The sequence below is a fragment of the Roseovarius sp. AK1035 genome, from assembly GCF_003288315.1.
In the GTDB taxonomy this organism is placed as follows: domain Bacteria; phylum Pseudomonadota; class Alphaproteobacteria; order Rhodobacterales; family Rhodobacteraceae; genus Roseovarius; species Roseovarius mucosus_A.
Map to the genome: position 1 here is coordinate 314,299 of NZ_CP030099.1, position 13,724 is coordinate 328,022.

The 13,724-nt window shown below is 61.5% G+C and carries 15 protein-coding genes; 11 read left to right on the forward strand and 4 right to left on the reverse strand.

What is annotated here, in order from left to right:
- From RAK1035_RS01590 to RAK1035_RS01625, 8 genes are all read left to right on the forward strand, one after another.
- The gene (locus RAK1035_RS01590) at positions 1–969 is read left to right on the forward strand and encodes a type II secretion system F family protein (RefSeq protein ID WP_008279129.1); all 969 of its coding nucleotides are present in this window, start codon (positions 1–3) and stop codon (positions 967–969) included.
- A gap of 10 nt (positions 970–979) precedes the next feature.
- Positions 980–1,960, forward strand: coding sequence for a type II secretion system F family protein (locus RAK1035_RS01595; RefSeq protein WP_008279130.1), 981 nt, complete (start codon positions 980–982; stop codon positions 1,958–1,960).
- A gap of 14 nt (positions 1,961–1,974) precedes the next feature.
- Complete coding sequence (locus tag RAK1035_RS01600; RefSeq protein ID WP_008279131.1) at positions 1,975–2,526, forward strand: tetratricopeptide repeat protein; 552 nt, start codon at positions 1,975–1,977, stop codon at positions 2,524–2,526.
- A 29-nt stretch (positions 2,527–2,555) separates the two neighbouring features.
- A complete protein-coding gene (locus RAK1035_RS01605; RefSeq protein WP_037296654.1) occupies positions 2,556–3,413 on the forward strand; it encodes a tetratricopeptide repeat protein in 858 nt (285 codons plus the stop codon).
- A gap of 9 nt (positions 3,414–3,422) precedes the next feature.
- Positions 3,423–3,923 (forward strand): prepilin peptidase, encoded by a 501-nt coding sequence (locus RAK1035_RS01610; protein WP_008279133.1) that lies wholly within the window; start codon positions 3,423–3,425, stop codon positions 3,921–3,923.
- A 157-nt stretch (positions 3,924–4,080) separates the two neighbouring features.
- The gene (locus tag RAK1035_RS01615) at positions 4,081–5,391 is read left to right on the forward strand and encodes an ATPase (RefSeq protein ID WP_008279134.1); all 1,311 of its coding nucleotides are present in this window, start codon (positions 4,081–4,083) and stop codon (positions 5,389–5,391) included.
- 245 nt (positions 5,392–5,636) lie between these two features.
- Positions 5,637–6,239, forward strand: a complete 603-nt coding sequence (locus tag RAK1035_RS01620; RefSeq protein WP_008279135.1) for an ImuA family protein — start codon at positions 5,637–5,639, stop codon at positions 6,237–6,239.
- Between the two features lie 34 nt (positions 6,240–6,273).
- Positions 6,274–6,831, forward strand: a complete 558-nt coding sequence (locus RAK1035_RS01625) for a YceI family protein (protein ID WP_008279136.1) — start codon at positions 6,274–6,276, stop codon at positions 6,829–6,831.
- A 171-nt stretch (positions 6,832–7,002) separates the two neighbouring features.
- Here the strand turns inward: RAK1035_RS01625 and RAK1035_RS01630 are convergent, their stop codons facing one another.
- Complete coding sequence (locus tag RAK1035_RS01630; protein WP_008279137.1) at positions 7,003–7,542, reverse strand: glyoxalase superfamily protein; 540 nt, start codon at positions 7,540–7,542, stop codon at positions 7,003–7,005.
- Positions 7,543–8,010: 468 nt separating this feature from the next.
- On the opposite strand from RAK1035_RS01630, the gene RAK1035_RS01635 reads away from it, so the two are divergent.
- Positions 8,011–9,246, forward strand: coding sequence for an MFS transporter (locus RAK1035_RS01635; RefSeq protein WP_008279138.1), 1,236 nt, complete (start codon positions 8,011–8,013; stop codon positions 9,244–9,246).
- 55 nt (positions 9,247–9,301) lie between these two features.
- Positions 9,302–11,020, forward strand: coding sequence for a methionine--tRNA ligase (metG, locus tag RAK1035_RS01640; protein ID WP_008279139.1), 1,719 nt, complete (start codon positions 9,302–9,304; stop codon positions 11,018–11,020).
- A 67-nt stretch (positions 11,021–11,087) separates the two neighbouring features.
- On the opposite strand, the gene RAK1035_RS01645 is transcribed toward metG, so the two are convergent.
- Together RAK1035_RS01645 and RAK1035_RS01650 are read right to left on the reverse strand one after the other, a co-directional pair.
- Complete coding sequence (locus RAK1035_RS01645) at positions 11,088–11,324, reverse strand: YdcH family protein (RefSeq protein ID WP_008279141.1); 237 nt, start codon at positions 11,322–11,324, stop codon at positions 11,088–11,090.
- Between the two features lie 109 nt (positions 11,325–11,433).
- Positions 11,434–12,240 (reverse strand): pseudouridine synthase, encoded by an 807-nt coding sequence (locus RAK1035_RS01650; RefSeq protein WP_008279142.1) that lies wholly within the window; start codon positions 12,238–12,240, stop codon positions 11,434–11,436.
- Positions 12,241–12,302: 62 nt separating this feature from the next.
- Between RAK1035_RS01650 and RAK1035_RS01655 the strand changes: the two genes are divergently transcribed.
- A complete protein-coding gene (locus RAK1035_RS01655; protein ID WP_008279143.1) occupies positions 12,303–12,764 on the forward strand; it encodes a nucleoside deaminase in 462 nt (153 codons plus the stop codon).
- Here RAK1035_RS01655 and RAK1035_RS01660 read toward each other — a convergent pair.
- Positions 12,756–13,721 carry a LysR family transcriptional regulator gene (locus RAK1035_RS01660; protein WP_008279144.1) on the reverse strand — a complete coding sequence of 322 codons (966 nt, stop codon included), beginning with the start codon at positions 13,719–13,721 and terminating at the stop codon, positions 12,756–12,758. The genes RAK1035_RS01655 and RAK1035_RS01660 overlap by 9 nt on opposite strands.
- Positions 13,722–13,724: the final 3 nt, after the last annotated feature.

Below are 13,724 nucleotides of genomic sequence, written 5' to 3' on the forward strand. Positions count from 1 at the left end.
ATGACCCTCAGTGCCGAACCCATCATCTATGCGTTGATCTTCGTTGGCGTCCTCGTTCTGGTCGAGGGGATCTATCTCACCGTCTTTGGCCGCTCGATCAGCCTCAACAACCGGGTCAACCGGCGGCTCGAAATGCTCGACAAGTCGGGCAACCGCGAAGAGGTGATGGAAAAGCTGCGCAAGGAAATGCAGCAGCATCTCAAGGCGCGCAGGCTCCCGCTCTATGCGATCCTCTCGGACAAGGCCCAAAAGGCCGCCATCGCCTTTACCCCCCGCCAACTGATCCTTCTCATGGTCGGTCTCAGCGTTCTGGCCTTCATCGGCCTGTCGGTCGCCACGGATACCGCGGCCCCGGTGCGCGCGATTGCCTCTGTGGGCATTGGCGTGGGCGGCATCTTTACCTGGATCAGCATGAAAGCATCCAAACGTATGGCGCTGCTCGAGGAGCAATTGCCCGACGCCATCGAACTCATGGTGCGATCCTTGCGGGTCGGCCATCCGTTTTCATCGGCCATCGGCATCGTTGCCACCGAGGTGGGCGATCCGCTCGCCACCGAATTCGGCATCATCGCGGACGAGGCCGCCTATGGTCGCGACATGGGCGAGGCGCTCAAGGAAATGGCGGAACGGCTCGATATGCAGGATTTGCGCTTTCTCGCCGTGGCCGTGACCATTCAGCAGCAATCAGGCGGCAACTTGGCCGAGATCCTCGCCGGTCTGGCCCAGGTGATCCGCGCCCGCTTTCGCCTCTTCCGCCGGGTCAAGGCCATCACCGCCGAGGCAAAATGGTCCGGCAAATTCCTCTCCGCCTTTCCGTTGCTCGCGCTGGTCGGCATTCAGCTGCTCAAGCCCGATTACTACGACGAGGCGATGGAGCATCCCTTCTTTATCCCCGCTGTTCTGGTCGTCGGCGTTTTTCTGGTCTTGAACCTGATCGTCATGCGCGCCCTCGTAAGCATCAAGGTCTGAGGAACGTATCATGCAAATTCTCTCAGTTCTCAACGATGTCCTGACCGGCGCGCTTGGTCCCTTTGGCCCTCTCATCGCCGTGGGTGGTCTGGGTGTGATGCTCATCCTGCTCACGATCCCCCTGATGTTGCGGCAAAAGCAGGACCCCCTCGAAAAACTCAAACAAGAGAACCAGCGCAGTTCCACTTCGGTCGGCACCAAGACCAGCTTGCGCGCCGGCGTACAGAACAAGAAACTCGACCGCTACGCGACCTTCCTGGAACCGCAGGATGCCAAGCAACTCAGCCAGATCCGCCTCAAGCTGATGCAGGCAGGCTATCGGCATCGCGATGCGGTGCGCTATTTCCACTTCGCGCAATTCGCGCTCGGGGTTGGCCTGCTGATCCTTGGGGTGATCTATTATGTCCTGGTCAAATCGGGCACCGAGACCAGCACGCAAGAGACGTTGATGTATATCCTCGGGCCTGCCGGTATCGGCTACATGATGCCCAAATATTGGGTCACCAAACGCCAGCAGAAACGCCAAGAGGAAATTCAGGACGGCTTCCCGGACAGTCTCGACATGATGCTCGTGTGCATCGAGGCCGGTCAATCCATGGACCAATCCATCATCCGCGTCGCCAGCGAAATGCGCGCCTCCTACCCCGCGCTTGCCGACGAATTCGAAATCGTCGCCCTTCAGATCAAGGCTGGCCGCGACAAGCCGTCAGTGCTGGGCGAAATGGCCGAACGCTGCGGCGTTCAGGATATTTCCAGCTTTGTGACCGTTCTGGTTCAGTCGCAAACCTTTGGCACCTCGATCGGTGAGGCGCTGCGCGTCTATGCTGGCGAAATGCGTGACAAACGCGTCATGCGCGCCGAGGAAAAAGCCAACAAGCTGCCAACCAAGATGACATTGGCCACGATGATGCTTACAGTGCCACCATTGCTGATCATTCTGGTCGGGCCGTCAGTTCTGGGTATCATGGACCTGCTGGCAATGAGCAAATAACAGAGCGGAGCGACATGATAGGGCGGGCGGTGGTATTTCTGGTGGGCACACTCGCTCTGGCAGGTTGCCTGACACCCCCAAAACATGATGGGCCTTTCGCCCCCGGCGTGGCCCCCGGCGGACAGGCGGTAGATGGGCTTCTGGTTGGGCATCGCCTGATGGATGCGGGCGAATACGAACTTGCGCACAAGGCCTATACCCGCGCCGCCGTCACCCAAGGCCTGACCGCCGATGTGCTGGCAGGCTTGGGCAGCGCCAATCTTGCCCTTGGGCGCCTTGGCACCGCCGAACGCCTTCTGCGCGAAGCCATCGAAAAGACCGACGCCACCCCCGAAACCTGGAACAACCTCGGGGTCGTGCTGGTCGAACAGGGCGAGTATCCCGAGGCAGAACAAATGCTGCGCCGCGCCTACGCCCTCGACAATGGCGAAAGTGACGCAATCCGCGACAATTTGCGCTTAGCACTCGCAAAATCGGAAAATTCCGATTATGGTGAACCGGAAGAGCAAGATTATAAACTGGTACGGCGGGGCAGTGGCGATTTTCTGGTCCGCAAGATACCATGACGAGGCCGAGGCAGTAAAAGGACGCACAAATGCGCCACCCTATTCTTGTTTCCCTGTGCGTGGCAGGGGCGTTTGCCCTGTCCGCCTGTGAGCAGTCCAGCGGGAATGACGTAGACCGCGCTTTCCAAGACATCAATGTCGTGGACGAAACCAACCTTAATGACGTGATGCTAACCGCCAGCGACCCGAACGAGGCGGTTGCCTATTTCCAGCGCTCCGTGGGCGAAAAGCCAGATCGTATCGACCTGTTGCGCGGCTTGGGCCAATCTCTCGTGCGCGCCAAACGCAACACCGAGGCCGTCTCGATCTGGACCCGCGTCACCGAACACAAGGACGCCAAGGATGAGGACCGCGTCGATCTGGCCGATGCCCTGATCCGCAACAACGAATGGGACCGCGCCAAGACGGCGCTGGACAGCATTCCGCCCACTCATGAAACCTTCAAACGCTACCGGCTCGAGGCGATGGTCGCCGACAGCAAGCAAAACTGGACCAAGGCCGACAGTTTCTATGAAATCGCCGTTGGCCTCACGACCCAACCCGCCAGCGTGATGAACAACTGGGGCTATTCCAAGCTGACGCGCGGCGATTACCCCGGAGCAGAGCGGCTCTTTACTGATGCCGTGCGCCAAGACCCGGCACTCTTCACCGCCAAGAACAACCTCGTTCTGGCCCGCGGCGCACAGCGCAACTACTCCCTGCCCGTGCTTCCGGTCAGCCAGACCGAGCGCGCGCAATTGCTCTATACGCTTGGCCTGTCGGCCATCAAACAGGGCGATACCGCGATTGGCGAAGGGCTTTTGCGCGATGCCGTCGAAACCCATCCGCAACATTTCGAGGATGCCGTGCGCTCGCTGCGCGCGCTCGAAACCAAGGTCGCAGGCTAGGACCACCCGATGTCGCTCGAAATCACCGCGCAATCGGCCCTCTGGTTCCTGCCTTTCGTCCTGCCGGTCTGCATTTGGGTCGCACTCAGCGATCTGCGCCGGATGAAAATCCCCAACACCGCCGTTCTGACGCTGGTGGGGATTTTCCTCGTGATCGGGCTGATGACCCTGCCGCTCGTGGATTATGCGTGGCGGCTCTCGCATCTGGCGGTCATGCTGGTGGCGGGCATCGCGATGAACGCTGTCCGTCTGATGGGCGCGGGGGATGCCAAATTCATCGCTGCGGCCGCCCCTTTTGTGGCACTTGGCGATGCCGCGACCCTCGCCTTTATCTTTGCCGCCACCCTGCTCGGGGCTTTTGTGACACATCGGGCGATCATGTATAGCCCCCTGCGCCGCCTTGCCCCTGACTGGCAGAGCTGGCACGCGGGCAAAAAGTTCCCCATGGGCTTTGCCTTGGGCGGCACGCTTGCGATCTATCTGGGTCTGGGCGCGCTCTATGGGGCCTAAAGCATTCGCAGAAAACGTTGTGTGACTTTTTCGGTTCTAGATTGCGCGCGATCAAAGGGTCAAAGCGCCCCAGAGCTGCCCGACACTCTCCACAATTTCTGCACCTTTTGATGCGACGGTGACGGCAACGCAGTCCGACCCAGCACAGGCAGACCAGATGAACATGCAGGCCAGCACCGGCGTTCAGCCGCCCCCGCCCCCGTCTCGGCTAGAAGAAATGCGGTTGCCGGTCGTGATGATGCGGGACATCCTGCTCAAGACCATGTTCCGCAAGAACCTCGATCTCGCCATCGACATCGCCGAGGCGATCTGTTTGCCGCGTGCGGTCACGCAAGAGCTGATCGACATGGCCCGCGTGCAAAAGCTGATTGAGGCAACCGGCACGCTCAACGCCAATTCCAGCGGCGAAATGGGCTATCAACTGACCGACGCGGGCAAATCCCGCGCCCTCGACGCGCTCAGCCAATCGGAATATTTCGGGGCCATGCCGGTGCCGCTCTCGGTCTACCGCGAACAGGTCAAACGCCAGTCGATCCGCAATATTCAGGTCACGCGCGAACAACTGACCAATGCCATGGGCCACCTGATCCTGCCCAAGGCCCTGCTTGATCACCTTGGCCCCGCCGTCAGTGCTGGCCGTTCGATCCTGATGTATGGCCCACCCGGCAACGGCAAATCCTCGATCTCGAACGGCATCCGCGACGCCATGGGCGACAAGATCTACGTGCCCCGCGCCATCGAATATTCCGGGCAGGTCATCACCGTCTACGATCCCATCGTCCATTCCAAGGCCGAGGTCGAGATTGACGATCCCGGCAGCCTGCGCCGCAAACGCACCTTCGACACCCGCTATGTCCGCTGCGAACGCCCGACCGTGATCACCGGCGGCGAACTCAGCCTGTCGATGCTCGATCTCGTCTACAACCCCACGGCGCGCACCTATCAGGCGCCGCTGCAACTCAAATCCACCGGCGGCATCTTCATCGTCGACGACCTTGGCCGTCAGGCCGAACCGCCACAGGCCCTCGTCAACCGCTGGATCGTGCCCTTGGAAGAGGCCAAGGATATTCTCGCCCTGCAATCCGGCGAGAAATTCGAGGTTCCGTTTGATACGCTGGTGATCTTCTCGACCAACTTCCACCCCAACTCGATCTTCGACAAGGCCGCGTTGCGCCGGATTTTCTACAAGATCAAGATCGACGGCCCCTGCCAATCCGATTTCCTCAAGATTTTCGCCATGGTCGCCCGCAAGAAAGGCATGCCGCTGGACGAAGCCGCACTGATCTATCTGATCAAGGAAAAATACCCCACGATCGACAATGTCTATGCCAATTATCAGCCGGTCTTTCTGATCGACCAGATGATCTCGATCTGCAACTTTGAGGGCATCCCCTATCAGATGACCCCCGAACTGATCGAACGCGCCTGGGCCAATATGTTCGTGCGCGAAGAAGAGATTTTGCACTAGGGCGTGTTGCGCTCCATCGAAACACACCCGTTCCGGGCCTGACCCGGGACCTCGCCAAGTCAGCGTGAAGGCCCCGGCTCGGGAGCCGGGGCGATGAGAACCTGATCATACGCGACGCGCTTTAGAGCACTCTTAGCTTTTTGCTGAGCTCTCGTCTGCCCCCCTCACGGGACACAGACGCTGATCTGTATAATGCTATTCGCACCCCGATTGAGAACATTTAGCGAACACGCTATTCTCTGCCCATGACGATTCCACTTCTCGCCCGTGACAGCCATCGCTCCGCCCTCCGCCTTCTGGGCGCGCTTGACCTGCCGCTCACCCGCCTGCACGAATGCACCGGCCCCGCCCGCCACAGCTTTGCGATGCTCCTCATCGGTGCTCTGCGCGGCCCCGTGCTCTGGATTGCCCCCGCATGGGCACGCGACCACCTCAACCCCGATGGCATCAGCCCCCTCACCGGGGCCGAGAACGGGCCAGAGCGCCTGATCTTCGTCGCACCAGAGCGACGCGAGGATCTCTTGTGGTGCATGGAAGAGGCGCTGCGCAACGGCGCGGCCCCGCTCATCATCGCCGACCTGCCAGAGCCACCCGCCCTCACCCCGGTGCGCCGCCTGCATCTCGCCGCCGAAGAAGGGGCAGCACGTGGCCACAACCGCCCCTTGGGTCTGATCCTGACACCGGGCGATGGGGGCGCACCCGGCGTGGAAACCCGCTGGCACATGGCCCCCGCCCATACGCCCGGCACCGACCGCTGGCACCTCACCCGCCGCCGCGCCCGCACAGCGCCCCCCGCTGAATGGCACCTCACTGGCCGCCCCGGCGCATGGGCCCTCAAGCAAACGTGACATCCACTGCCCCGCGCCGCGCGTATCTTACCTTATGATCCGACGCCTCGCCCTCACCCTCTGCCTCATCGCCACGCAGGCCGCCGCCGCCCCCGAGCGCTACCGCCTCGACACGGCCACCTCCACCGTGGGCTTCACCTATGACGCCGCCATCGGCAACAATCGTGGCACAATGCCGATCACATCGGCGGATATGCGGATTGATCTGGGCAATCTCGGCGCGAGCCGGGTCGACGTCACCCTCGACGCCACCGGCACTCGCGCGGGCTTCTTCTTCGCCACAGAGGCGATGAAAGGACCAGACCTGCTCGACACCGCCCGCCATCCCAGCATTACCTTCCGTTCGACAGCGATCACCGGCACCCTGCAAAAGGCCCAGATCACCGGCCTCTTGACCGTGCGCGGCGTGACCCACCCCGTCACCCTCACCGGCGGCCTCTACCGCCAAGCCAAGACCGACCCCAAGGACCTCTCCCACCTCACAATCCTCCTCACCGGCACCCTCAACCGCCACAGCTTCGGCGCAAGCGGCTATGCCAACCTCGTCGGCCCAGAGATCGGGTTGAGGATCGTTGCACAGGTGGAGAGGTAGGGGGGAGCATAGGGTCGTTTCAGAGACTGACTGCCCTCAGCCCCGCGGCGAAGCACCAGCCCTAGACGTGAGTTTTTGATAGCTGACCTTCGCCGCGCGCGTCGCGAGTTGGTAAGATGCGGGACGAAGCCGTCATCCTGTTCTGGAACAGCTTCGCCACTGTGCGAAAGTCTACTCATCCTTCTGACAGAAGCGGATGCGGTTACCGAATGGATCGTTTACCTGCATTTGGAGCCCCCACGGCAAATCCTCCAGACCCGGGCGATTGTAAGCGTAATTTTTCTCTGCAAGTTCGCGATGAAACGCACGGATATTTGCGGTTGCCACGAATACATTTGCCCCCGGGCTGGCATCTCCGTGATGTTCCGAAAGGTGCAAAGTCAGGTCGGCCCGTTCCAACCCAAGGTAGAGCGGCATCCCTTCGGAAAAGCGGTGCTCGAATGCGACCTGAAAGCCTAGAAAATCACAGTAAAACTCTCTGGCCTTTCTCTCGTCGAATATACGCAAAATTGGGCTGCAGCGTAGAAAGCGCACTGCGCTCGGGGATGCGCCCTGCTGATCCAGCTTTGCGCTTGCGGTGTTCCAGTCTGCGTGGCCCAAGGCCTTGGCCACGAGTTCCAGAGACTTGGAATGAGGGATGTCTATCCCGTCTGAAGAAAGGGCAGCACGAAGCTGCCGCGCCATGGATTTGGCTTGATCGGCGTTTGTCATCACACTCTCCTGCCAGTGAACGCACACGGTGCTCGCATTGCCGATAGTCACTGGACGAGGGGTTGTGTGATACGTCCGGGATGCTTTCACCTAGCCTTAACGGCGCGAGCGGCTGGCAGCATGAACCGAACCACAAAAAGCCAAACATCGGCTCTATGGTCAAGCAGGATTTTAGAATCAAGGGCAGTTTGGGCTCGAACCAGACATTCGCCGCACGGGGCACGAAAGGCCTCTATCGGGAAACGACACCACCTTTGCATATCCCGTTTCCCGCGCCTTGCTGCCATTCGCATAGACTACAACCACAGATCAGACACGCGTCCCTCCAAGTGGCCCCATTCCCACCGCCCCCCAATCCCCATCCTTCCCACACCCTCACCCCCCATTCGCGCACCCTTGCCCGAAACCGACGCATCATGTCGAAAACATCTGGTCCCTCATCCTTCGTCCTGCCATGGTAGCCCCACCATGCGCCTGCTCATTTCCTTCGCCGCCCTCTTTCTCTCGGTCGTGCTCCTGCAACTCTCGACAGGCGGCGTGGGTCCACTTGATGCGCTCTCAGGTCTGGCACTGGATTTCACCACGGCACAGATCGGACTCCTCGGCTCGGCGCATTTCGTGGGTTTCTTCATCGGTTGCTGGTTCGCCCCCCGCCTGATGGGCACCATCGGACATAGCCGCGCCTTCGCCGCCTTCACCTCGGCGGGGGCTATCGGCCTTCTGGCACATATGCTGGTGATCGACCCCTACGCTTGGGCGCTGATGCGCGTGGCCTCTGGCCTCTGCGTGGCGGGCTGTTACACTGTGATCGAGGCTTGGCTTCAGGCCAAGGTCACGAATGAAACACGCGGGCGCGCCATGGGCATTTACCGCGTGGTCGACATGGGCGCATCTCTCGCCGCCCAATTGCTGATTTCTGTTTTAGCACCGGCCTCTTACGTCTCTTACAACCTGCTGGCGCTCCTGTGCTGTGCTGCGCTTTTGCCGCTCACCCTGTCGCGCCTGCGCGAACCCGAAACGCCAGACGCCCCCCGCCTGCGCCCCATGCTGCTCATCGCCTGCTCGCCACTGGCGGCGGCGGGCGTGCTGGTCGCGGCCCTCTCCAGTGCCTCGTTCCGCATGGTCGGCCCCTTGTACGGCCAGCAGGTGGGTCTAGCCGTGGACCAGATCGCAGGCTTTCTCGCCGTCTTCGTTCTGGGCGGCGCGGTCGCGCAATACCCGGTCGGCTGGCTCGCGGATCGCTATGACCGCCGCTGGGTCCTGATCGGACTCTCGGTGGCGGCGATCCTCTCTTCGGTCGCCACCGCCATGACCGAAAATCTCGACACCTTCGGCATCCTGATGACCGCCTTCTTCTTTGGCATGACCACCTTTCCCATCTATTCGGTCAGTGCCGCCCACGCCCATGACTTCGCCGAGGCGCATGAACGTGTGGAACTTTCCGCCGCCCTCATGTTCTTTTTCGCCGTGGGCGCCATCGCGGCCCCCCTCATGGCCTCCACCCTGATCGAGGCCTACGGCCCCCCCGCCATGTTCGTGATGATCGCAGCCGGCCATGCCCTCCTTGTCGTCTTTGGCCTTGTTCGCATGCGCGCGCGCCCGGTCGCCGAACGCCGCACCGCCTATGTCTGGTCGCCGCGCACCTCCTTCCTGATCGGTCGCCTCACCGGGCGCAGCCGCGACAAAGACGGGAACGAACGCTAGAACTGCCTGCAAAACCAAGCTAAACGGGGCCAAACCGTCAAGGAACAGGCGCGATATGGCACGGCATCTCATCACCTCGGCGATCCCCTACATCAACGGGATCAAGCACCTCGGCAATCTCGTAGGCTCGCAACTTCCCGCCGATCTCTTTGCCCGCTACTGCCGCGCCCGCGGCCACGAGGTGCTGTTTCTCTGCGCCACAGACGAGCATGGCACCCCCGCTGAATTGGCAGCCGCCAAGGCAGGCCAGCCAGTCGCGGACTATTGCGCCGAAATGCACGCCGTTCAGGCCGAAATCGCGCGCGGTTTTCGCCTCAGCTTTGACCATTTCGGGCGCTCCTCCTCATCCCAGAACCGCCGCCTGACCCAGAATTTCGCCAAGCGCCTGCATGATAAAGGGCTGATCCGAGAAGTCTCGGAAACGCAGATGTATTCGCCCACCGACGGGCGCTACCTGCCAGACCGCTATATCGAGGGCACCTGCCCAAATTGCGGCTACGAGAGCGCGCGGGGCGACCAATGCGACAACTGCACCAAACAGCTTGACCCGGTCGATCTGATCAACCCGCGCTCAGCGGTATCGGGCGCCACCGATCTCGAGATGCGCGAGACCAAGCATCTCTACCTGCGCCAGTCACAGATGAAAGACGAGCTTGAGGCTTGGATCGACAGCAAGACCGACTGGCCAATCCTCACCACCTCCATTGCCAAGAAATGGCTCAATGACGGCGATGGCTTGCAGGATCGCGGCATTACCCGCGATCTTGACTGGGGCATTCCGGTGCAGTTCGACGACGCCCCGTGGCAGGGGATGGACGGCAAGGTTTTCTACGTTTGGTTCGATGCCCCGATCGAATACATCGCCTGTGGGGCCGAATGGGCCGAGGCGCATGGGCTTGAGGCCTCCGCTTGGGAACGCTGGTGGCGCACCGACAAGGGGGCTGACGATGTCCGCTATACGCAATTCATGGGCAAGGACAATGTGCCCTTCCACACGCTCAGCTTTCCCGCCACGATCCTGGGTTCCGCAGAGCCGTGGAAGCTGGTCGACTACATCAAATCCTTCAACTACCTCAACTACGACGGCGGCCAGTTCAGCACGTCGCGCGGGCGCGGCGTCTTCATGGATCAGGCGCTCGAGATCCTGCCCGCCGATTACTGGCGCTGGTGGTTGCTCAGCCATGCACCCGAAAGCTCGGACAGCGAGTTTACATGGGAGAATTTTCAGGCATCGGTGAACAAGGACCTTGCCGACGTTCTGGGCAATTTCGTGTCCCGCGTGACCAAATTCTGCCGCTCGAAATTCGGCGAGGTGGTGCCAACGGGCGGCGCTTATGGCGCGCAGGAAACAGCGCTGATCGAGCGGCTCACAACCCGCATCCGCGAATATGAAGCCCATATGCAAGCGATGGAGGTGCGCAAATCCGCAAGCGCCTTGCGCGCCATCTGGGTTGAGGGCAACGAGTACCTGCAAGAAGCAGCCCCTTGGTCTACCTTCAAAGCAGACCCCGAACGCGCCGCCATGCAAACGCGCCTCGCGCTCAACCTCATCCGCCTTTACGCCGTCCTCAGCGCGCCCTTCATCCCCGATGCCGCCGCCGCCATGCTGACCGCGATGCAGACGGATGATGACAATTGGCCCGACGATGTGCCTGCCGCCCTCGAAATGCTCGGCGCCAACCACGCCTTCACAACCCCCGATGTGCTCTTTTCCAAGATTACCGACGAGGCCCGCGAAGATTGGCAAACCCGGTTTTCGGGGATACGCACCTAAGCCGCGAAAAGCAAAACGCGCAAGACGGGCCCACCGCCTTGCGCGCTATCTTCACCGAAGTGCCGTCTCAGGCCGTCAGCATCCGGTATAGCTCATCCTTGAGCGCCGCGCGCTTCTTGCGCATCTCGACCTCGGTCAACTCCTCCACCGGTTCGACCAGCGTTTCGGCCCGGTGCACCGCGCGGTTTAGCGCGTGATATTCCTCGGCCAACTTGGCAAAATGCGCATCCGACTGCTTGAGTTCGCTGATCTTGTCAGCCAGTTGCGGAAATTCTTCCAGCAGTTCGTGGGGGGTGTTGGACATCGCGCATCTCTCCTTCTTGATTGCTCGCCCCTGACCCTAGGCGTCAAGAGCCGACCGATCCTTGATCCGGATCAACACACACGAATAACGCAATCCTCTTGCAGCGTTCTCAGCGCCGCCGTCGCTGTGGCTTGGGGCGGGCGGGCTTGGCGGGTTCGGCCTCGGGCTCTTGCGGCATGCCCAACTGATCACGCATCACGCGCGGCCGAATCTCTTCCACCGCACCGGGCTTCAACTGACCCAGTTGAAACGGGCCATAGGACAGCCGGATCAGCCGGTTCACAACCAGCCCCACCGCCTCCATCGCACGCCTGATTTCACGGTTCTTGCCCTCACGAATGGCCACCGTGATCCAGGCATTGGCCCCCTGCTGGCGATCAAGACTGACGATCATCGGCTGAAACGCCTCGCCATCCACCACCAACCCTTTGCGCAATGGCTCAAAACTGGCATCCGTGGGCCGTCCATTCACCCGCACCCGGTAACGGCGCAGCCAGCCGGTCGAGGGCAGTTCAAGCTTGCGCTTCAACTCGCCGTCATTGGTCAAGAGCAGCAGCCCTTCGGAATTAAGGTCAAGCCGACCCACACTCATCACGCGCGGCATGTCCTCGGGAAGATCGTCATAGATCGTGCGGCGCCCCTTCTCGTCGCGCGTCGTCGTCACAAGGCCCGTGGGCTTGTGATACAGCCAAAGCCGCGCCGGCTCTGCTGCCTCAAGCGCGCGCCCGTTCACCACCACCTTGTCCGCGGGGGTGACATTAAGCGCAGCGCGCAGCACCTTTTGCCCGTTGACCGTGACGCGCCCCTCTTCGATCAATCGCTCAGCCTCGCGGCGGCTGGCAATCCCGGCGCGGGCGATGACTTTGGCGATACGCTCGCCCTCGGGGGGCTTTTTCTCTGGGGTTTTGTTGTTCATGCGCCGCGCATAGCGCAATTGCAGCGCTTGCGAAAGCGTCTTGCACGCGGCACAAGCGGCACATGACATTTCGCAGCTATATGGATATCGCTCTCGACGAGGCCCGCGCCGCCGCCGCGCGGGGCGAGGTGCCAGTGGGCGCTGTCATTGTCACCCCGTCAGGTGCCATTGCGGCACGTGCAGGCAATCGCACCCGCGAATTGAGCGATCCAACTGCCCATGCCGAAATACTGGCTATTCGCGCCGCCTGCGCCGCCCTTGGCTCGGAACGTCTGCCGGGGCATGATCTCTACGTGACACTCGAGCCCTGCGCCATGTGCGCCAGTGCCATCGCAGCCACCCGCATTGCCCGGCTCTATTACGGTGCCGCCGATCCGAAATCTGGCGGCGTGGCCATGGGCGCGCGGGTGTTCAGCCATCCGCAATGCCACCATGTGCCCGAAATCTATGACGGCATCGCCGCGACAGAGGCCGAGACCCTGCTCAAGACCTTCTTTCGCGACCGCCGCAGCGGCTCAGAATAGCGACAGACCGTCACCCAGAAACGGATGCCGCGCCACAATTGGCGTGACAATCGTATCGCGCAGAATGGGTTTCAGCTTTTCCGCCAAGGTCGCGGGCATGTCCTGCAAAATCCCCTTGCGGGCCGTCACGCTGATCGTACGTGTCAGAGGGGCCATCGGCAATTCGAACACATCAATCTGATCGGCAAAGCGCCGCGCCCGCATCAGCGCCAAAGGCGTCAGGATCGACCACCCCGCCCCCTGCCCCACAAGGGCCAGAATGGAATGATAGCTGTCCAACTCAAACCGGTGTGGAATACTTAGATTCTGCCGCGCCAGATGGGACGATATCAGCCGCCCCATATAATGCCGCTGCGTGTATTGAATGAGCGGCAGGCGTTTAAGCTGCCGCAAAACATCGCGCTCGGGTCGGATCACGCCACGCGGGGCCACCACGGCAAAGCCTTCGCGCAGCACCGGATGCACCTCTACCCAATCCGCCTCACCGCCCAGTTCCGCCGCAACGATCACGTCCAGCGCGCGCGCATCAAGCTGATCATAAAGATGATGGCTGGCCCCCGTCTCCAGCAGAAACTGACAGCCTTTCAACTCACCCGCCATATGGGTCAAAAGCTGCGGCGTCACATCCGCCTCCAGATCCTCGATCATGCCCAGCCGAAACCGCGTCAGCGTCGACAGATGCGACATCGCCAGCTCTGCCCGCGCCTGCGCCGCCTCGTTGAGAATGGCCAAGGCACGCCGATGCATGATCTCGCCCGCAGGCGTCAGGCGGATGGGCCGCGCGTTGCGCTGCAACAGCGTGGCCCCCACCGCCCCTTCGAGATTGGTCAACTGCTGGCTCACCGCCGAAGGGCTTGCCCCCAACCGCCGCGCCGCAGCGGAAATAGAGCGCTCATCAGCCGCCGCCATGAACACTTCGATCCCCCACAGGGTTATCCGCCCCGGGCTCTCAACCATGTC